This is a genomic window from Micrococcus sp. KRD070 (genome assembly GCF_017168435.1).
Classification (GTDB): domain Bacteria; phylum Actinomycetota; class Actinomycetes; order Actinomycetales; family Micrococcaceae; genus Micrococcus; species Micrococcus luteus.
In genome coordinates, this window is record NZ_JABFNH010000038.1 from 1 (window position 1) to 19150 (window position 19150).

Below are 19150 nucleotides of genomic sequence, written 5' to 3' on the forward strand. Positions count from 1 at the left end.
TCGTAGCCCAGATGGCTGGTCAGCTCGGCCTGCAGGCCCCGCTCGAGCGCGGCCTTGACCAGCGCGGGCACGAACCCGCCGTCACCGGTGAGCTCGACGCCGCCCGCGTCGATCTGCGCGAATAGGGCATCAAGCTGCCCTGAGGCTTTCAGCTGCTCGACCAGGTCCTGGCCCGAGGGCTCGCCTGGGTTCTTCTCGTCGGTCATGGTCATGATTCTTACCGTTCCTCTCGGTACGGCTTACACAGACCATCTGACACGCCCTTGGCCGGCCGAGTGCGGAGCAGGCCGAAATCGCCCGGTTGCGCCGCCAGCTGGCCGCCTCCCAGCAGAAGCTGGCCACCACCGAGACCGCCCTGGACATCATGGGAAAAGCACACGCGCTCTTGGAGCAGATTTCCGAGAGCGCGGACACCGAGCAGCCGCGCAAGAAGCGCTGATGGGCGCCTACACCGAGCTCACCGCCGCAGGCGTGACCACCCGGGACGCAGCGGGACTGACCGGGGTGTCGCGGGCCACCGCCACCCGCCGGCGGGCCCGGACAGCACCGGGACCTCGGACCGCGGTGGAGCCGGCCAACCGGCTCAGTCGCGTTGAGCGGGAACGGGTGCTGGAGGTGCTCAACAGTGACGAATTCGTCGACCAGCCCCCGGCCCAGGTCTACGCCACGCTGCTGGAGCGCGGGGTGTACCTGTGCTCGATCGCCACCATGTACCGCATCCTCGCAGCCGCCGCGCAGGTGAAGGAACGCCGGCGCCAGGCCCGTCACCCGGCCCGAGCGATCCCTGAGCTGATTGAATCGCCCCGGGTCTGGTGGAGGCTCTGATCCAACGGAAGGATGCAGAGCATGCCAGCACCACGGAAATACCCCGACGAGCTCCGCGAACGCGCCACGCGGATGACCCTCGAAGCCCGTCAAGACCCCGCCACGAAGTCCGGAGCGTTCCGCCGCGTCGGAGAACAACTCGGAATCAACCCCGAGACGCTGCGCAACTGGGTCCGCCAAGCCGAGATCGATGAAGGTCACCGCCCTGGGGTCACGACCAGCGAGGCAGCCCGGATGGCCGAGCTGGAGAAGGAGAACCGGGAGCTGCGGCGGGCGAACGCGATCCTGCGCTCGGCCTCGGCTTTCTTCGCGGCGGAGCTCGACCGCCCACACCGGTGATCGTGGACTACATCGACGAGCACAAGCACGAGTTCGGTGTCGAGCCGATCTGCACCACACTGACCGCAGCGGGCACGCAGATCGCACCGAGCACGTACTACGCCGCCAAGACACGCCGGCCCTCGGCCCGCAGTCTGCGCGATAAGCGGCTGGTCGCTCAGATCCGGCGGGTGCATGAGGCCAACTACGGGGTCTACGGGGCCCGGAAGATCCACGCGCAACTGCGCCGTGAGGGCATCCAGGTTGCCCGGTGCACGATCGAGCGGCTCATGCGTGCCGCAGGACTGCGCGGGATCAGCCGCGCGAAGGGTCCACGCACGACAGTGACGGGCCGGGGCCCGGATGAGCGTGAGGACCTGGTGCAGCGCGACTTCACCGCGGCCGCCCCGAATCAGCTGTGGGTCGCTGACATCACTTACTGCCGCACTTTCGCCGGGTGGGTGTACGCCGCGTTCATCATCGACGTGTTCTCCCGACGGGTCCTGGGGTGGCAGCTGTCGAAGTCGTTGCGCACGGACCTGGCGCTGGACGCGTTGGAGATGGCGTTCTGGACGCGTCAGCGTGCTGGTCAGGACGTGGCCGGGCTGCGGCATCACAGCGATAAAGGAGTCCAGTACGTCGCTGTGCGCTACACCCAGCGGCTGGCCCAGGCCGGCGCAGTCGCCTCTGTCAACGTCGGCCGAATATTGACCCCTTATCGTCGTTGAATTTTGACCCCCTCGAATTGATGTGTTGTTACTTGCCCGCGGGTTGTGCGGGGGTCTTGAGGAGCTCGCGGCGTGCCCTGGTGCGGTAGGAGTCCCCGCCGAGGGTGAGGACTTCCGCGTGGTGAACGAGTCGGTCGATCATCGCGGCCGCGACGATGTCGTCGGAGAAGATCTCACCCCATCTGCCGAAGGGCATGTTGCTGGTGAGCACGATCGAGCCTTGCTCGTAGCGGGACGCGATGAGTTGGAAGAACAGGTTCGCGGCGTCCGCGTCGAATGGCAGGTAGCCGACCTCGTCGATGATCAGCATCCGGTAGCGGCGGAGTCGTTTCAGCTCATGCTCGAGCCGGCCGGCTGCGTGCGCGGCCTGGAGTCGGCCAGCCCAGCCGGTCGCGGTATCGAACAACACCGGGTATCCAGCGTGCGCGGCTTTGATGCCGAGGCCGATCGCGAGGTGTGTTTTGCCGACACCGGGTGGGCCGAGCAGGATCACGTTCTCCGCTTTCGGGATGAACGTTGTCGTCGCGAGGTGAGCGAGGACATCGCGACGCAGCGAGGGCTGATGGTCGGCGTTGAAGTCGTCCAGGGTCTTCACCGCGGGGAAGTGAGCGCCCGCGATTCGCAGTGTCGTTCCGTTCGCTTCCCGGTCCGCGACCTGGCGTTACAGGACCGCGGTGAGGTATTCCTCGTGGGACCAGCCCTCGGTGCGGGCTTGATCGCCGAGGGTCTCCCAGACCCGGCCGATCGTGGGGGTCTTCAACGCCCGGGTCAGGTATCCCATCGTCGCCGCGATCTCCGTTTCGGGCATCAGAGGACCTCACCGGTTCGAGGATCGACAGGGAAATCGACGCCGAACAACTCGTCGTAGTCGGGCAGTTCCCGAAACACCACGCTGGCCGCTGGCTGCCCGCGATGGTGCAGTCGTTCTCGGTCGCGTTTCGCGGCGCTGAACGTGGAGCGCAGCCCCCTCGCGATCTCGACGTGGACAGGGTCGATGACGGTCGCGTGTTTCGCCCAACAGCGTTCGTGGTCAGCGACGGTGCGGCCATCGCAGATCACGATCACTCGTGTCAGCGTGGCCGTCACATCCACCAGCCGCCCAATCACGCGAGGGTCAACGGAGTAGTCGTTGGCATCGATGCGGACGTAGTAGTCCCGCGCCAATCGGACCCGGTTTCGCAGCCCCGTCACCGGCGGCAGCGGCGGCAACACGGTCATCGCCTGCAGATCCCGCTCCACCACGTCGATAGGTCGCCCGCCCAGCGAGCGGATCGTGCGGGAGTTCGCCCGCGGGAGCCACTCCGCGAGTTGGCTGTTGAAACTGTCCGGTGACGCGAACGACCGCCCGGGCAGGAACGATGTCTCCATGTACTGGTTGTTGCGTTCGGTCATGCCCTTGAACTCCGGATCCCGCGGAGGGGCGAGCACGATCCTCGTCGCCAACGTTCCCGCGAACGCGGCCGCGGCCTGCGTGACAGTCCCCTTCCCCCCGATCGCGGCCTCACGATCCCAGACGAGCGTCTTCGAGACCCGCCCGACACGAGAGATCAGCTGCCACATCCCCGCGACCAGATCGCCCGCCTGCCGGGACGGGAGCATCACCGCGGACAGGAACCGGGAGAACGTCAACGTCATCACGAGCACCGGCAGCATCAACGCTTGCCCATGCCCGACAGGGATCCGCGGCTCCGGGAACCACAGATCCATCTGCGCGCTCTCGCCAGGAAGATGAATCAGACGATCCGCGGGATCGACCCCGGCATACTCCGGACGAATCGTCCGGATCCGATCCTTCAGAATCGTGATCGAGTGTTCCCACCCGATCCGCTCCGCGATCACCGTCGCCGGCATCCTCGCATCCACCACCAAGAGCTTGCGGATCTCGGGCTCCGCAGCGTCAACGAGTGACCCTTTCCCTGCCCGCTGATACGACGGCGGCGTCTCTGACGCCAACGCCGACCGCACCGTATTTCGCGCCACACCGAGCCGACGCACGATCTCCTTGATCGACACGCCCTCCGCCCGATGCAACCGCCTGATCTCTGCCCACTGTTCCAAATTGATCACCCTCCAAAGGATGCCCGGAAGGGGTCAAAATTCCCCGACGCTCAGGGGTCAGTATTCACGCGTCGTCGACAGCACCCGCTCGGAAAGCCACCCGTCGCTCCGCTTCTGTCGGCCGTCGCCGCGGAGGCTGCGGGCACGTTCGTCCTCGTGTTCGGAGTCATCGGAGCGGCGACCTTCTCCGCATCCTTTTCGAAGTCGGATGTCGCGGTGAACATCGGATTCCTCGGCGTCGCCTTCGCGCTCGGGCTCAGCGTGCTCGTCGGCGCCATCGCCTGGGGCCCCGTGTCGGGCGGCCACTTCAACCCTGCCGTCACGCTCGGATTGGCGACCGCCGGATTCTTCTCGTGGCGCCGCGTCCCGGCCTACATCGCGTCGCAGTTCGTGGGTGGGCTACTCGCGTCCACCGCACTTGTTCTCGTTGCGGCGGGCACCAGCACGGAATTCCTGTCAGACGCTCGAAAGAGCGGATTCGCGTCCACCGGCTGGGGACCGCTCTCACCAAGCGGGGCCTCCTGGGAGGCGGCGTTCCTCATCGAGGCGGTCACCACGGCCGTGCTCATGGCGGTCGTCCTCGCCGTCTCCACTCGTCGCACGGACGCGACGCTCGCGCCGCTGGCCATCGGGTTCACGCTGACGGTGGCGGCGCTCGTCGCGATCCCGATCTCGAACGGCTCTTTCAACCCGGCCCGCTCGATAGCGACCGCCGTCTACGGGGGCCCTGTCGCGCTCGAGCAGTTGTGGCTCTCGCTCGTCGCGCCAACCCTCGGCGCGGCGCTGGTCGGCCTCGTCGTGACAGCGGTCCGCCACCTCGCGCCGCGAGCGAGGAGAAGCTCCTACATCTGAGTGCGGTGCGTGTTCCATCCCGGAGATCCGGGACGGCGTGACGCTTATGCGGCCGCGTCGACGACCTTCGTCGCGCGGTATGTACTCACGGCGCGGAGGACGGCAGGTGTTGCATGCTGGACGACCCTCAAAGCGCCGGTCGCGATCTGGAGCCGGCGCTGCACGGCCGCGTCGGCAGCCATCTTCAGGCCGATCTCTATGCCACGTTCGATCCCAACGGCAACGCCGCGGTTGAAGCCGAGACCGTAAACAGGACTTCCCATGAGTGCTCCCCAGATTGAGTGGTGCTGTCGAGCGTAGTGAGATCCGGGAGCGCCAGACCGTGAGGTGGCTGGGACTTCAGGCGGAATCGTCAGGCTGTCGGCGCATCCTCGTTCACCGACGGAGGCACCGGCCCACGAGCGGCACGTACGCCAGCCCTGTACGCGCGCATCTCCCGTCGCGCGAATCGCTGATGGACGAACCATTCCCGAATGGTTCGTCCCAGACGGCGGCGGCGGACGTCGTCGACAAACATCAGCCATCCCACCCGAACCGACCGTGCCCGCTGCGTGACCTTGTTGTCGGACGGGTCCGAGACGAGCAACCATCGTTGCACCTGCACGTCCGGGCTGGAGCGCGGCTCCGCGAGCTCGTCAACATGGTCTTCCAAAACCCCGACGATGACGTTGCGGCGTTGCTCCGGGTATGCCCATTCCCTCGTGACGCGTTGCGCGCGAGCGAGGGTGAATTCGTACTCCGTGCGCGCAATCGGTTCCATGCCCGGTCGGCAGTGCGGGTAGCAACTGCTCCGCGGTGTGACCCAGCTTCCGGAGGAACGCCTCGACCTCGCCCCGCTGACGTTGCGCGCGAGGAGACGTCACGCGGTCACTCCACAATCGCACCGCGTCACCGTACTGACGGGCGAAGTCCGACCGCGCCAGCCCGTCTTCGCGGCCGGCGAGCGACAACGCCGACACGGCGATGGCGAACTCGTCTCCGACAGACCGGTCGAGCTGGAAGTCACGATTGGAGCGAGCCTCGCGGCTGGCGTCGCGTGCGATGACCAATCCGACCAGAGCAAGGATCACCGACAGCAGAGACGCGATGACCTGGATCCAGGTCGCGAAGGCGTTGTCCACAGACGAACAGTATCGTCAGGACGCCGCATTCTTCCTTCCAAGAATGCAGAAGAGGTGCACCCGGATCCCGGGTGCACCTCTTCTACTGCGCCGCTTCTTACTTCTGGATGAAGGCGAGGAGGTCAGGGTTGATGACCTCGGCGTGCGTGGTCAGCATGCCGTGCGGGTAGCCGGCGTACAGCTTCAGCTCAGAGTTCTGGAGGAGCTCGTGCTGCAGGAGCGCGGCGGCCTTGTAGGGAACGACCTGGTCGTCGTCGCCCTGCATGACGAGAACGGGGACCGTGATGGCCTTGAGGTCTTCGGTCTGGTCGGTCTCGGAGAAGGCCTTGATGCCCTCGTAGTGAGCGAGCGCGCTGCCCGTCATGCCCTGACGCCACCAGTTCGCGACGACCGGCTCGGACACCTCGACACCGTCGCGGTTGAAGCCGTAGAACGGACCCGACGCCACGGCCTGGAAGAACTCGGCACGGTTGGCGGCGAGAGCGGAACGGAAACCGTCGAGGACCTCGATGGGCGTGCCCTCGGGGTTGCTGTCGGACTTCAGCATGATGGGAGGAACCGAGGAGACGAGCACGGCCTTGGCGACACGACCCTGGGGCTGACCGTACTTGGCGACGTAGCGAGCGACCTGGCCGCCGCCGGTGGAGTGGCCGATGTGGATGGCGTTCTGCAGGTCGAGGTGCTCGACGACGGCGTTCACGTCGCTGGCGTAGTGGTCCATGTCGTGGCCGGTGCTGATCTGCGACGAACGTCCGTGGCCGCGGCGGTCGCTGGCGACGACGCGGTAGCCCTTCGAGAGGAAGTAGAGCATCTGTGCGTCCCAGTCGTCGGACGACAGCGGCCAGCCGTGGTGGAACACGATGGGCTGGGCGTTCTTGTCGCCCCAGTCCTTGAAGTAGATCTCTGCGCCGTCTTCGGTGGTGATGTATCCCATGATGAGTCCTTTGTCATGTCGTCGAACGAGCAAGCCCGCGCGACTGGTGGGTAGTTTGCGCCTCGACGATGTGGCGACTGCATTCACGGTAACTTTCGGGCGCCCGCGATGTCAACGTCGGCCGAATATTGACCCCTTATCGTCGTTGAATTTTGACCCCCTCGAATTGATGTGTTGTTACTTGCCCGCGGGTTGTGCGGGGGTCTTGAGGAGCTCGCGGCGTGCCCTGGTGCGGTAGGAGTCCCCGCCGAGGGTGAGGACTTCCGCGTGGTGAACGAGTCGGTCGATCATCGCGGCCGCGACGATGTCGTCGGAGAAGATCTCACCCCATCTGCCGAAGGGCATGTTGCTGGTGAGCACGATCGAGCCTTGCTCGTAGCGGGACGCGATGAGTTGGAAGAACAGGTTCGCGGCGTCCGCGTCGAATGGCAGGTAGCCGACCTCGTCGATGATCAGCATCCGGTAGCGGCGGAGTCGTTTCAGCTCATGCTCGAGCCGGCCGGCTGCGTGCGCGGCCTGGAGTCGGCCAGCCCAGCCGGTCGCGGTATCGAACAACACCGGGTATCCAGCGTGCGCGGCTTTGATGCCGAGGCCGATCGCGAGGTGTGTTTTGCCGACACCGGGTGGGCCGAGCAGGATCACGTTCTCCGCTTTCGGGATGAACGTTGTCGTCGCGAGGTGAGCGAGGACATCGCGACGCAGCGAGGGCTGATGGTCGGCGTTGAAGTCGTCCAGGGTCTTCACCGCGGGGAAGTGAGCGCCCGCGATTCGCAGTGTCGTTCCGTTCGCTTCCCGGTCCGCGACCTGGCGTTGCAGGACCGCGGTGAGGTATTCCTCGTGGGACCAGCCCTCGGTGCGGGCTTGATCGCCGAGGGTCTCCCAGACCCGGCCGATCGTGGGGGTCTTCAACGCCCGGGTCAGGTATCCCATCGTCGCCGCGATCTCCGTTTCGGGCATCAGAGGACCTCACCGGTTCGAGGATCGACAGGGAAATCGACGCCGAACAACTCGTCGTAGTCGGGCAGTTCCCGAAACACCACGCTGGCCGCTGGCTGCCCGCGATGGTGCAGTCGTTCTCGGTCGCGTTTCGCGGCGCTGAACGTGGAGCGCAGCCCCCTCGCGATCTCGACGTGGACAGGGTCGATGACGGTCGCGTGTTTCGCCCAACAGCGTTCGTGGTCAGCGACGGTGCGGCCATCGCAGATCACGATCACTCGTGTCAGCGTGGCCGTCACATCCACCAGCCGCCCAATCACGCGAGGGTCACCGGAGTAGTCGTTGGCATTGATGCGGACGTAGTAGTCCCGCGCCAATCGGACCCGGTTTCGCAGCCCCGTCACCGGCGGCAGCGGCGGCAACACGGTCATCGCCTGCAGATCCCGCTCCACCACGTCGATAGGTCGCCCGCCCAGCGAGCGGATCGTGCGGGAGTTCGCCCGCGGGAGCCACTCCGCGAGTTGGCTGTTGAAACTGTCCGGTGACGCGAACGACCGCCCGGGCAGGAACGATGTCTCCATGTACTGGTTGTTGCGTTCGGTCATGCCCTTGAACTCCGGATCCCGCGGAGGGGCGAGCACGATCCTCGTCGCCAACGTTCCCGCGAACGCGGCCGCGGCCTGCGTGACAGTCCCCTTCCCCCCGATCGCGGCCTCACGATCCCAGACGAGCGTCTTCGAGACCCGCCCGACACGAGAGATCAGCTGCCACATCCCCGCGACCAGATCGCCCGCCTGCCGGGACGGGAGCATCACCGCGGACAGGAACCGGGAGAACGTCAACGTCATCACGAGCACCGGCAGCATCAACGCTTGCCCATGCCCGACAGGGATCCGCGGCTCCGGGAACCACAGATCCATCTGCGCGCTCTCGCCAGGAAGATGAATCAGACGATCCGCGGGATCGACCCCGGCATACTCCGGACGAATCGTCCGGATCCGATCCTTCAGAATCGTGATCGAGTGTTCCCACCCGATCCGCTCCGCGATCACCGTCGCCGGCATCCTCGCATCCACCACCAAGAGCTTGCGGATCTCGGGCTCCGCAGCGTCAACGAGTGACCCTTTCCCTGCCCGCTGATACGACGGCGGCGTCTCTGACGCCAACGCCGACCGCACCGTATTTCGCGCCACACCGAGCCGACGCACGATCTCCTTGATCGACACGCCCTCCGCCCGATGCAACCGCCTGATCTCTGCCCACTGTTCCAAATTGATCACCCTCCAAAGGATGCCCGGAAGGGGTCAAAATTCCCCGACGCTCAGGGGTCAGTATTCACGCGTCGTCGACAGCCTCGGTCGGCTCGACGGGGGATTCTTACGATAATGCCCTCGCGGAGGCATTCAACTCGCTGTTCAAGGCCGAGCTGATCCGGAACAAGGGCCCGTTCACGTCCATCGAAGACCTGGAGATCGCGGTCGCAGAGTACGTCGACTGGTTCAACCATCGCCGCGTGCACGGGGAGATCGGGATGGTTCCTCCGGTCGAGTTCGAGGACGTCTACCATCATGAGAACCCCGTGTCGGCGCCCGCCGGGACGGCACTTGCGAGCCTCTAACAAACCCGGGGCGATTCAGCTCGACCCGGTTGCAGGGGTTACGGGCCTCCGGGTTCAGCACCTTGTGCGGCAACCCCCGTGTCCCCGGACGGGTGCCCCAGTGCGAACACGACCTCGGTACCGCGACCCGGGTGCCAGCCGGCGCCGGGACCCTGAATCAGCAACAGGCAGTGCTCGAAGCTCTCCGCGGAGAGGTCGTCCTCTGCCACGGCGAACCCGTCCCCGGCGCCGAATATCTGCGCCGGATGCGGTCCATCGCGGTGCTCCTGATCCACATCGCGGCCATCAGCCCCGCCTCAGGCCTCCCCGGATGGGCCCTGCAGGTGCGGGTCGAGGCGCGCGCACGCACTAAGGAGCGCGGCCCGCGGTGGGGTGTGAGCGCCCCGGACTGCCCCGAGCTGCGTGCGGAGGTATTCCTCATCGCCCACCAGATCCTCGCCGGCTCAGTGGGAGTGGGTAGAGGGGCTCTGAACGCCTGGCTCGACCTCGTGCCACCCAGCAACGAAGGCAGCCGTGCATGGGCGAAAGACCACACCACCACCCCCGATGCCATCAGCTACCTCATCGGCTGAGACGCAGGAGACGAGGAGAGATGTCGAAGTCATCGAAGCGCAAGAGGCGTGCGGGCAAGGAAGACCGCGGCGAGCGCCGGGCGTTAGCCAGTGGCCGGCCAAGCGGGGCGCCCGCAGGAGGCCGGGAACAGCCCCCTGACCGGATGAGCCTGTCGAACTTGTTGGGTTCTCGGCCTGGATGGGCTCTGTCGGAAGTGTTCCTGGAGTTCGTCGGCGAAGAACTCTGGTGCTATGAGCCGAGCCGCCCGACGGCCGGCATCCTCGCCCCGGATTCCACTGGCACGACCGTCAGCTGGAATACCTACGACTCTCGGGGCGGCCTCCTTGTAGAACCGCCGAGCTGGGACGGCGGGCTATCCCGCCATGAACGTCTCTACGAAACCCTCCGAGCGCTCGAACTCGATCTGCCTGCGATCGAGGGGTGGAGAGCGGATGTGACCGGCCCACCCCCTGGCGCCCAGTACGGGGCCCCATATTGAGCAAGGGGATGCGAGGGGCTCCCCGCGTCCTGGCTGCCTCGTCGCTGACGCTGCACGTACCGCTCAGAAGGGCTCACTCGTCGGCGTGCTGCGTCATGAAGTGGTACTGCCACTGTGGGAGAGCCCAGCGGCCCTCGTCGCTCAGAACTGCGGCAGAGCCCTTCTCGTCCGTCAGCAGGCATCGGATCGCAGGGAAGTAGACCTCGTCAGGTGTCTCCAGACGCACGCGCACTACGGCCACACTGAAGGCGTGGTGGTCGACTTCTAGGAGCTCATAGCTTTGGAGCTCATGACCGTCGTATTCACGGCGCAGATCGACGGGGCGGACCTGTGCGGACCGTAGAACCACCTGGTCTGACATCCCCTTGTAGTTCTGGCGCCGCCACGCCTGGAGAAACTCCGACACCAGCTGGACGGCAGGATGCGACGGGAATGCCGGGTCCTGGGCGCCCAGGCTCTGGGGGATGAACGCCTCCATCTCCCTGCGGTCCCGCGCAGTGCGTCCCACCTGACGGAGAACTTCCATGAGCGTGGGCGCAGCCGGCTTCGCCAACTCCTTCGCCTCGGCATCCTTGGAGGCAGCCCAGTCGGCGACGGCGAAGAGGCGGTTCCAAGCCTTCGTGGCGACTACGGCGTTGTTGTAGTTCGTCAAGGCTCCATGCACGATGCCATGCCGGTAGAGCTCGGTGACCGGCTCGTTGTTCCGCTTCTTGAACCCCTTCTTGAAGGAGTGGTGCGCCGCGGACAGGCCCTGGTGGTGTCCCACCACACTGTTCCACGCTTGTAGGTCCTCGCCATCGAGAGCGTGGAGGCCCTGCGGGTGCTGCGGATTGAGGTCATTGACGAAGCCGTCCATGACACTCAGGAGGACATGCACAACGGCGTAATAGCGGCCGGCCTGCTGGTCTGCCCACGCGAGCTCCAGTAGGTGCATGCGAGGGCGAAGAGGTGCGTGCCGGTTGAGCCTGAGCATCATCCACCGAAGGTGGTCTTCCTCGTTGTACCAGGTGACCAGGGCGGTTTCCGCGGCCTGGGGATCACCTGCATGGGCATCCATCAGTGACCTCATCGCGTCCACATTGAGGCTGTCATGGAAGATCCAGTGCTCCGGCCCGAACAGCGTGTAGAAGTCATCGACCGTCTGGGTGAGGGCCTCGAGGCCACGCTGGACCTCGCGCATCTGCTCTCGAGTACCACTGGGGACCAGCGGGCCGAGGCGCGCGAAGGCGCGCAGCTGGTTCTTCATCTTGGTGATCGACGGCAAGTCTGCAGCAGATCCGTATGCCATGGTTCCCTTTCTGGGCCGGGTGAATGCCGAGCGTGGGGCGGTGGACCGAGCTGGCTCGGGCCGTTCCGGCTCTCTGGACGCTCTTAACAGCCTCGTGTAGACATCGTCACACGAGCGGTTCGAGTGGGAACGGAGCGGGGACCATGACGATGGCAACGGCGGTGCATGAGAAGACGGGTCGCGTTGTTGCAGCTCAGGACATCTGGGCAAGAGGCGACCAGGAGTGGCAGGCAGCCCTCGGTGAGCTGTTCATATGCGGGGAGGCTGACTGCGGGATGCCTGTCTCGCTGGTCAGCCAGTCGATCAACGGGCGCTCGCCTCACTTCCGAGTTCGGGGCGAGCACACGGAACAGTGTCCGAAGCGAGGAGAGGCTGGCTCTCGAGGGGGCAGCGAGGTCGACGCCGTCCAGCCGCGGCGGGATAACCCCGGGGGCGCGTTGAAGATCAGCCCCGAGACGCCGCCTGCGAGCGGAAGCGGCGGCAGAGGTGGTGAAGCGACGCCGGGGACGACTGCGTATGCCGGGGAGGGTGCCGACCCCTCGGGCAAGTCGGGGGTCGAAGAACTCGATCAGTCCACCCATGGCATCGGCGCGATGCTGACCGATCTCTTGCGCGATCCGACTCACGCGGCCCCGGACCGGTGGCTGGAGTTGCCCGAGCGCGAGCGGGTCCGCTGGGGAGACGTCGTGTGGGCCAGTACAGATCTGGACCCGGACGATCAGGCGCGCATGGGCAAGCACATGATCGTGTGGGGCCCTGTTCAGTCGGTGGTGCGGGGCAAGGAGGTCTTCCTTAACTTCTTCGATAGACGCGGTGCCGTCATCCTCGACGAGGAATGCCAGGCTGCCGTGCAGCAGCGGGTTGAGCAGCTCGGGATCGACTGGGCGGAGGGCTGGGTCGACGGATGGGGTGTGATCGTCTACGGGGTCACCCGTCCGTTGAAGAACGGTACGCGCGTGAGCATCCGACCCAAGGACCCGCGATGGGTGGCAGTACGGCGGATCCCGGGTTCTAGTCGCCCCTGAACAGTGGCATACGGACTGTACAGGTGAGCCGCACGCCGTCGGACACTACATTGCACACGTGAGGTCGCAGAGGAGGACTTGTGCAGTCCTCCTCGCGTGTCCTGTGCAATCTTCCCTGCATCTCGACAGGTGCGTCGGCGAGGCGGGGGGAGGGACATCGGCGGCGCGGGCGGGCCTTATGGGCAGTGAACGAGAGTCGTCGGCCCCGTCCTCGGGGCCAGAGGGTGAGGCCGCAGATGAGCGTGGACATGGAGCCGCAGATGGGTGTGGGCACGGCGCAGGCCGGCGCACACCAGGAGGTCGACGAGGGGCTCAGGGTGCTGGCCCCTCAGCCGCAGCCGGCGAAGTTCCTCGGGATCGGATCAGGACTGGTCGCCGCCGGCGCGCTGGCCGCCGGCATGTTCGCCGCCACCGACCCGGCCCTGGCCTACACGGTCGCCGGCGGTGGCGCCGGCGTCTCGACGGCATCCCTGGTGGTGGCCGAGCGGGCGCGGCAGCGGGCCGAGATCGCCGACCACTTCACCGAGCAGATCTGCCCGGTGATGCTGATCCGCCCGCGGCCGTCCCGGGCCGCGGTGAAGCTCTCCCGCTGGCGTGGGGGGTTCATCGGCCTGCCCCAGCAAGTGCAGCTGACCTACCACGCGAGGGTGGTGCCAGACCCGGAGTGGCTGAAGTCCCTGGCCGAGGTCGCCTCGGTCAGCCTCGGGGCCAAGTACAAGGTGGAGGCCCACCTGCCGCGCAAGCGCCGCGTGGTGCTCGGTGCCGTGGAGGCCGAGCAGGTGGAGAAGACCGACCCCACCGTGGAACGCGCATCCCGGGTGGTGCGGGACCTGCTGGGCGAGTCCGCCCGCGTGAAGGTCGAGCTCAACAACGACGGCGACGCGACCCGCATCGAGGTCGCCCACGAGCAGGGCAGCAACATGGCCATGGCCTCCAAGCGGCTGCGCGTGGAGCGGGTCCTGGCCACCCGCGTGCCCGGAGACTGGGTCCCGGAGTGGAACCTGGTCGAGGACACCGTCGTGTTCTCCGCCCGCGAGCCGATGCCCTCCCTGGTCCTGCCCCCGCCGGAGCATTCCCCGCTGGTGCGCACCCACGCCGACTACCGAGATTTCCAGGTCCCCCTGGGTGTGGACGAGGACGGCGAGCAGCTCTCCTGGCACCCCCGCAAGCAACCCCACATGGTGGTGGTCGGCACCACCGGCTCGGGCAAGACCGTCGTGGAGCAGAACGTCGTCCAGCGCCTGACCCAGGCCGGCTGGAAGGTCTGGGTGATCGACGGCAAGCGGATCGAGTTCATCGGCCTGCGGGACTGGCCGAACGTGGAGCGGCTGGCCTCGCGCATCGAGCACCAGGTGAAGCTGATCGAGGACGCCCACGACCTGATGAACGAGCGCTACGCGCTGATCGAGGCCGGCAAGGCGACCTCCGCCGACTTCGAGCCCGTGGCCCTGATCGTCGACGAGGCCACCACGCTACTCGAGGCCGCCGACGACTGGTGGGCCGAGGTCAAGCCCAAGGGCGGATCCTCCAAGTCCGCGGTGCTCAAGCGCCTGGGCAACATCGGACGCCTGGGCCGCTCGGCGAAGATCCACATGCTCATCGGCCTCCAGCGCGCGGACACCCGCTTCATCTCCGGTGAGTTCCGCGACAACCTCGGCATGCGCGTGGCCATGTCCCGCCTCAGCCCCGATGGCGCCAAGATGATGTGGGACTCCTACGTGGTCGGCACCACCATCCCCCGGCACATCAAGGGCCGCGGCATGGCCCTGAATTCCGCCGGCGTGCCCGTCATGATCCAGACCATCTACGCCCCCAACCCCGACCCGGGATCCGACGACTACGACCCCCAGCGCGTCGCCGCGGTGCGCCCCCGCGAAGTCGTGCACAAGAAGATGCTGGTGGAGATCCTCGAGCCGGTCACGGTGGACCTGGACGGCAACGAGGACCGCACCAGCTACGCCGACTACATGGACGCCCGCGTCTACGAGGCCCCCGACCAGCCCCAGGTGCAGCCGGCCACCGCGCCCGCCGCCAGCGCGGCCGTCCCGGCCGGCGCGCTCGCGGCCTTGCAGTCCCTGAACACTGCTCCCGCCACTGCCGCGGTCGAGGAACGCCCGACCGGGCGCCCCTCTCCGGCTGTGCTGGCCGACCCCAGCCGCCCCGTGATCGCCGAGCGCAAGCACGTGCCCTACGTCCCCGACGACGAGCAGGACCTCTTCGAGGGCTACGGCGAGCCCGTCGAGTCCCCGGCCGAGGAGTTGCAGGCCGGCGACCTGATCCAGATCGACCCCGACGCCGAGACCTGGGCGGTGCTCGCCGAGGACCCCCAGGAGGACGAGACCGGGATCTACCTGGAGTACATCGAGCGCGACACCGGGGAGGCCGGCGGCATCTCCGTGGCCGCCACCGAGATGCTGCCCACCCGCCACGTCGAACACGAGGAGAACTGAGATGAGCGCGAACACCAACGGCACCAGCGACGGCACCGACATCATCTGGATCACCCTGGCCGGCATGTTCTTCCTGGGCACCGGCGCCTTCACCGCCTGGGCCGCCAGCGCCATGAACTCCGTGCGCCAGAGCCTGCTGGAGATCGGCCTGCTCGTCCCCGCAGACCAGGCCGCCTTCGAGCTCGCAGACACCGGCGTCGGCGTCAGCCTCCCCCTGGTCCTGGGGGCCGGCGCCGTGCTCGTGGCCATCGTCATGATCGCCGCCTATCGGTCCGCCAGACGCCGGGCCCGCGGCCTGGACGACTGACCTGACGGACTCGTCAGCAGCTAGGGACATGTCGCGGAGAGCCCGGCCTTGTGGTCAGTGAAGGCGCCCGTGCAGGGCGGATGGATCGGACCAGGAGGTTGGCATGTGCAGGGCTCAGGGCGAGGCGGGGTGTCCCCACGGACGTCGATGCCCCCCGAACGCAACGGCACGGGATGCCGCGCTGAAGCGTCGACGGGAGAACCGGGCGATCGGACAGCAGATCGCCCGATGGGCCAAGGCCGAGGGCAAGGCTGACGAGCTGGCCGAGCTGAAGAAGCAGCGCAAGCCCATCAACGAGATCAAGGAGTGGGCCGGTCAGGCCGGCGCCCCGGAAAGCGTCTTCGCCCGCGCCGCGGGCCCGGCCAAGAAGGGATGGGAGGCGGCCAAGACCGAGCTGCGCAACGACCCCAAGGCCCCAGCCCGCCGAGGACCGGCCCGCGGGGGAGCGCCGGCCGCCGCAGCCGCCGGCGGAGCAGGAGGCGGCGGCGGAGGTGGGGGCGCTGGCGGCGCCGGAGTGGCCGGTGGCGGCGGAGCCGTCGGCGGCGCAGGCGCAGGCGCCGGCCGCGACCACCGCACCCCGACCCCGGCTCCCGGCTCAGCCTCGACGGGCGCTCGCGGACCTGAGTGGTCGGAATGGGAGAACCAGTGCGGCGAGGAAGAAGCCGCCCGTGTGGCGTTGCTGGTGGAGCGGCAGGGGCGCACCGCCGAAGAGCGGCAGCTGATGCGGATGGACTCGGCGCGTGAGGGTGCGCCGGTCGCGGGCAAGGGCGTCAACGACATCAAGCGTCTGGTGTGGGACGACGGCGCGTGCGGCTACTTCAAGCCCTACGACGAGCTGGACATGGACACCGCCGAGCACTATGGCCACGACGGCCGGCACCAGCCCACCCATGAGGCCGCGGCCTCGCAGTTCGCCCAGGCGCTGGGCCCGAAGTACGCGGCTCTGGTGCCTCCGGTGGCCCTGGTCAAGTACGACGGCCAGTGGGGCTCCATCTCCTATGGAGTCCCCGGGGGGCCGATGATGGCGAAGATGAACGTGATGCACATGGCAGAGCACCACTCCGACCAGGCCAGCGATCTGGCCTTCTTCGACTGCCTGATCGGGCAGGTCGACCGCCACCGCGGCAACGTCCTGATGGACCGCCGCGGCCTCTCGGCGATCGACAACGGATTCGCCTTCACCGACGGCGTCGGCGGCGTGAACGCCTCGATGTTCGTCGCCGCGCGCTCCCAGCACCCGCAGGCCCGCGCGACCACTCGGGAGGAGAAGGCCATCCTGGCCCGCTTCCTGGACTCCGAAGACGGCCTGGGCCTGCGCGGCACGATCGAGGAAGGCCGCTTCCACGAGGTGCGCCGGCGGGCACGCCTGATGCAGAGCAAGGGCCGGATCCTGAGCCTGTCGAATCTCTACGAGCGCTGATAAACTGATGCAGGATCAACATAAGGAGATCTGATGTTCACCATCACCATCCACCACCTGGACGGCCCCTCCGGCCTCCAGCGGCACGTCGGATACGTGCACGTTGACGGGGAGGACGTCCAGATCCATGACCCCGAGGGGCACCTCGACCTCGAGCTGCCCACCCCCACCGTCGACGACCTCGGCCGCGGTGAGCGCCGGCGCGCCACCTACGCCCAGGACCCCGTCGTGTGGGCCTACAACCTGCCCGCCCTGCTCCGCGGGCCCTACGTGCTCGCCCAGCGTCATGACCAGACGCCGGACTGGGTCGAGCAGCTGCTGGAGCAGCCGCAGGCGCCGGCCGCCAGCTCCCCCGGTGACGCCGAGCTCATCGCGCAGCTCATCGCGGGCAGCTCCGCAGCCAAGGAGGCCGCGGCCGAGCCGGCATGACCGGCCGCGGCGCTCGCGTGCGGATGAGCTCGCGGCCGCAGCTTGGGCCCGCGGATCGGACGGGGACGTGTCGCGGAGATGCAGCATGAGCTGCTGTTGAACCGACCGCGAAAGACGCTTGTGCGGTAGGCGGGGGACGTGTATGGTTAGACACGTAGCGGGCCCCATCAGGGGGCCTGCACCCCTCACCGAAGGAACGCCCCATGGGACGCATCGCCCACCGCATCTACAACGTCTACGGCCCGGACAGCGCCGACATCGACTGCCTCTGCCCCCTCTGCGGCAAGGCCGACTACGTCTCCATCACCCAGGACGAGGCGGACGCCCTGGACGCCGGCCAGCCCGTCCACGAGGTCCTGCCCCACCGCACCAAGGTGGAGCGGGAGCGGATCATCTCCCAGATCTGCCCCGACTGCCAGGCAAACCTCTGCTGACCTCCCCGCCACGGCGGCCCCCCTCACTGGAGGGGGGCCGCCGTCGTCTCATGCGCCAACGCTCCAGCCCCGGGCCGGCAAGACACCTGCGGAGCCGGGGGGACGCGCACACGGGGGCAGCACCGCCAGGGCCACCCATGGTCGCAGCGTCGGCGGCCCCGTCCACTCGACGGCGACGCCGGCGTGCGGACGTCCCGGCCCGGCCAGCCCGGAGCGAACGCGTCCGCGAGCGCGGGTCGGCCGGGGACGTGGCGTGGAGATGTGCTGCCGGCGGCCGCGGCTGCTTCAGCTCGGGGCGCCGGCGGCCGCGGGTCCGGGGCACGTCCCCGGCGTGGTCGTTGGGTCGACAGCGATTTCCGCGGGAGGTGGGCTCTCTGGCGGCTGAGTCGGGACAAGATGGGCGGAGGGTGCCGGCGGCGTGGATCGGCGCCAGGCCGAGTCCCGGGGGTTCCCGGTAGGAGGGTAGATGGCAGGCGATGAGCAGGCGTCGGCGGAGCGGGCCTCGCAACTCAAAGCTCGCGGGAGGTGGCTGGCCGCGTGGGGGGCCATCGTGGGGGCGATCTGGTCCGCTGTAACGACGCTGGGCGTGCTGGCCTCGGAGGACGACAGCCTGGGATTTTCAGCTCCGCCGCCCCCTGGAGGGGAGCCTGCGATGTCGCCTGAGCTGCGCGCGCTGTTCGTCCTGGCGTGGGTGTTCTTCGTGGCCGTGCTCCGTGCCCTGGTGTCGACGCGGCAGGCTGGCAGGGCGCGGTCCATCTGGGCGTTTGCGGCGTTCGGCGTGGCCTGCGTGCCGCTGGCGGCCGGGTTTGTCTGGCGCAGCCCGGTGGTCGACTCGATCGAGGCGTGGGGGTTGCTCTTGTCCTCTGTGGCCATCTTCGGTGGCCTCTTCTGGCAGGACGAGCTGACGCTCCGTGCTGAGCGCCTGGAGGATCAAGTTGCGGAGGAAGCCGAGCGGAAGAGGAGTCAGCGCGAGGCGGACCTGCGTTGGTACGAGCAGGAGTTGAGCCGCGTGGAGGGCAAGCTCGAGGAGCTCACGAGCAGGGAGGCGGAGCGCCGCGGCATGTGGTGCTTCTGGCGGCGATGACTGCCGTGTCATCCACGCATGGGGGAGACCGGCGTGCCGTGGATGTCCGCCGGCAGAGCTGCGGCCGAGGGTAGGCGGCACGGCGCTGGCCTGCGTATTACGCCCAGGGGTCCGCGAGCGCGGGCCGAGCGGGGACGTGTCGCGGAGGGACGCTGCCGGCTGCGCGAGCTCGAGCTGCCGGCCGCCGCGGCTGCTGGAGCTGGGCGTCCGGGGCATGTCCCCGGCACGCCGCGGGGTCTGGAAGCGATGCGTGGGGGCTGGTGGCACGGGGT

19 protein-coding genes, 4 pseudogenes and 1 other annotated feature are annotated in these 19150 nt (G+C 67.7%); of the genes and pseudogenes, 14 read left to right on the plus strand and 9 right to left on the minus strand.

Annotated elements, in window-relative coordinates; translation table 11 throughout:
- Nucleotides 1–206: pseudogene (locus J1M38_RS11340) on the minus strand (IS256 family transposase); the annotation flags it as partial.
- A gap of 62 nt (nt 207–268) precedes the next feature.
- Here J1M38_RS11340 and J1M38_RS11350 point away from each other — a divergent pair.
- The 3 genes and pseudogenes from J1M38_RS11350 to J1M38_RS11360 form a co-directional block, all read left to right on the plus strand.
- A pseudogene (locus J1M38_RS11350) lies at nt 269–795 on the plus strand (IS3 family transposase); the annotation flags it as partial.
- Between the two features lie 51 nt (nt 796–846).
- On the plus strand, nt 847–1164 hold the full coding sequence (locus tag J1M38_RS11355) for a transposase (protein ID WP_206450870.1): 318 nt from the start codon (nt 847–849) through the stop codon (nt 1162–1164).
- Nucleotides 1125–1253, plus strand: a sequence feature (AL1L pseudoknot). (Overlaps the previous gene by 40 nt.)
- A complete protein-coding gene (locus J1M38_RS11360; RefSeq protein WP_206450869.1) occupies nt 1167–1871 on the plus strand; it encodes an IS3 family transposase in 705 nt (234 codons plus the stop codon). It overlaps the preceding feature by 87 nt.
- A 28-nt stretch (nt 1872–1899) precedes the next feature.
- Here the strand turns inward: J1M38_RS11360 and istB (J1M38_RS11365) are convergent.
- The 3 genes and pseudogenes from istB (J1M38_RS11365) to istA (J1M38_RS11370) form a co-directional block, all read right to left on the minus strand.
- A pseudogene (gene istB, locus J1M38_RS11365) lies at nt 1900–2520 on the minus strand (IS21-like element helper ATPase IstB); the annotation flags it as partial.
- 12 nt (nt 2521–2532) lie between these two features.
- Complete coding sequence (locus tag J1M38_RS12290; protein ID WP_306432519.1) at nt 2533–2679, minus strand: hypothetical protein; 147 nt, start codon at nt 2677–2679, stop codon at nt 2533–2535.
- Nucleotides 2679–3938 carry an IS21 family transposase gene (gene istA / locus J1M38_RS11370; protein ID WP_135040290.1) on the minus strand — a complete coding sequence of 420 codons (1260 nt, stop codon included), beginning with the start codon at nt 3936–3938 and terminating at the stop codon, nt 2679–2681. The genes J1M38_RS12290 and istA (J1M38_RS11370) overlap by 1 nt, the downstream gene beginning before the upstream one ends.
- A gap of 147 nt (nt 3939–4085) precedes the next feature.
- On the opposite strand from istA (J1M38_RS11370), the gene J1M38_RS11375 reads away from it, so the two are divergent.
- Nucleotides 4086–4781: an aquaporin gene (locus J1M38_RS11375; RefSeq protein ID WP_245231896.1), complete on the plus strand. Its 696-nt coding sequence runs from the start codon at nt 4086–4088 to the stop codon at nt 4779–4781.
- A 113-nt stretch (nt 4782–4894) separates the two neighbouring features.
- On the plus strand, nt 4895–5062 hold the full coding sequence (locus J1M38_RS11380; protein WP_158185006.1) for a hypothetical protein: 168 nt from the start codon (nt 4895–4897) through the stop codon (nt 5060–5062).
- Between the two features lie 354 nt (nt 5063–5416).
- Here J1M38_RS11380 and J1M38_RS11385 read toward each other — a convergent pair whose 3' ends face one another.
- From J1M38_RS11385 to istA (J1M38_RS11400), 4 genes are all read right to left on the minus strand, one after another.
- On the minus strand, nt 5417–5902 hold the full coding sequence (locus J1M38_RS11385) for a hypothetical protein (RefSeq protein ID WP_135040288.1): 486 nt from the start codon (nt 5900–5902) through the stop codon (nt 5417–5419).
- Between the two features lie 97 nt (nt 5903–5999).
- Entirely contained in the window at nt 6000–6836 is an 837-nt protein-coding gene (locus tag J1M38_RS11390; RefSeq protein ID WP_095347764.1) for an alpha/beta fold hydrolase, read from the minus strand.
- Between the two features lie 177 nt (nt 6837–7013).
- On the minus strand, nt 7014–7793 hold the full coding sequence (gene istB / locus J1M38_RS11395) for an IS21-like element helper ATPase IstB (protein WP_146314595.1): 780 nt from the start codon (nt 7791–7793) through the stop codon (nt 7014–7016).
- Nucleotides 7793–9052 (minus strand): IS21 family transposase, encoded by a 1260-nt coding sequence (gene istA / locus J1M38_RS11400; RefSeq protein WP_206501266.1) that lies wholly within the window; start codon nt 9050–9052, stop codon nt 7793–7795. Before istA (J1M38_RS11400) ends, istB (J1M38_RS11395) begins: the two co-directional genes overlap by 1 nt.
- A gap of 74 nt (nt 9053–9126) precedes the next feature.
- Between istA (J1M38_RS11400) and J1M38_RS11405 the strand changes: the two are divergent.
- A pseudogene (locus J1M38_RS11405) lies at nt 9127–9327 on the plus strand (integrase core domain-containing protein); the annotation flags it as partial.
- Nucleotides 9328–9560: 233 nt separating this feature from the next.
- Nucleotides 9561–9962 (plus strand): hypothetical protein, encoded by a 402-nt coding sequence (locus J1M38_RS11410; RefSeq protein WP_206450868.1) that lies wholly within the window; start codon nt 9561–9563, stop codon nt 9960–9962.
- Between the two features lie 552 nt (nt 9963–10514).
- On the opposite strand, the gene J1M38_RS11415 is transcribed toward J1M38_RS11410, so the two are convergent.
- Nucleotides 10515–11729: a hypothetical protein gene (locus tag J1M38_RS11415; RefSeq protein ID WP_206450867.1), complete on the minus strand. Its 1215-nt coding sequence runs from the start codon at nt 11727–11729 to the stop codon at nt 10515–10517.
- Between the two features lie 143 nt (nt 11730–11872).
- Between J1M38_RS11415 and J1M38_RS11420 the strand changes: the two genes are divergently transcribed.
- The 7 genes from J1M38_RS11420 to J1M38_RS11450 all read left to right on the plus strand — a co-directional run bounded on the left by J1M38_RS11420 (nt 11873) and on the right by J1M38_RS11450 (nt 18878).
- Nucleotides 11873–12754 carry a hypothetical protein gene (locus tag J1M38_RS11420; protein ID WP_206450866.1) on the plus strand — a complete coding sequence of 294 codons (882 nt, stop codon included), beginning with the start codon at nt 11873–11875 and terminating at the stop codon, nt 12752–12754.
- 236 nt (nt 12755–12990) lie between these two features.
- A complete protein-coding gene (locus tag J1M38_RS11425; RefSeq protein WP_206450865.1) occupies nt 12991–15204 on the plus strand; it encodes a type IV secretory system conjugative DNA transfer family protein in 2214 nt (737 codons plus the stop codon).
- Nucleotide 15205: 1 nt separating this feature from the next.
- The gene (locus J1M38_RS11430) at nt 15206–15511 is read left to right on the plus strand and encodes a hypothetical protein (protein WP_031943914.1); all 306 of its coding nucleotides are present in this window, start codon (nt 15206–15208) and stop codon (nt 15509–15511) included.
- A gap of 103 nt (nt 15512–15614) precedes the next feature.
- Nucleotides 15615–16931: a hypothetical protein gene (locus tag J1M38_RS11435; RefSeq protein ID WP_206450864.1), complete on the plus strand. Its 1317-nt coding sequence runs from the start codon at nt 15615–15617 to the stop codon at nt 16929–16931.
- 33 nt (nt 16932–16964) lie between these two features.
- On the plus strand, nt 16965–17360 hold the full coding sequence (locus tag J1M38_RS11440) for a hypothetical protein (RefSeq protein ID WP_049159949.1): 396 nt from the start codon (nt 16965–16967) through the stop codon (nt 17358–17360).
- Between the two features lie 203 nt (nt 17361–17563).
- On the plus strand, nt 17564–17794 hold the full coding sequence (locus tag J1M38_RS11445) for a hypothetical protein (protein ID WP_031943917.1): 231 nt from the start codon (nt 17564–17566) through the stop codon (nt 17792–17794).
- Between the two features lie 466 nt (nt 17795–18260).
- Nucleotides 18261–18878, plus strand: a complete 618-nt coding sequence (locus tag J1M38_RS11450; RefSeq protein ID WP_206450863.1) for a hypothetical protein — start codon at nt 18261–18263, stop codon at nt 18876–18878.
- The last annotated feature ends 272 nt before the right edge of the window (nt 18879–19150 follow it).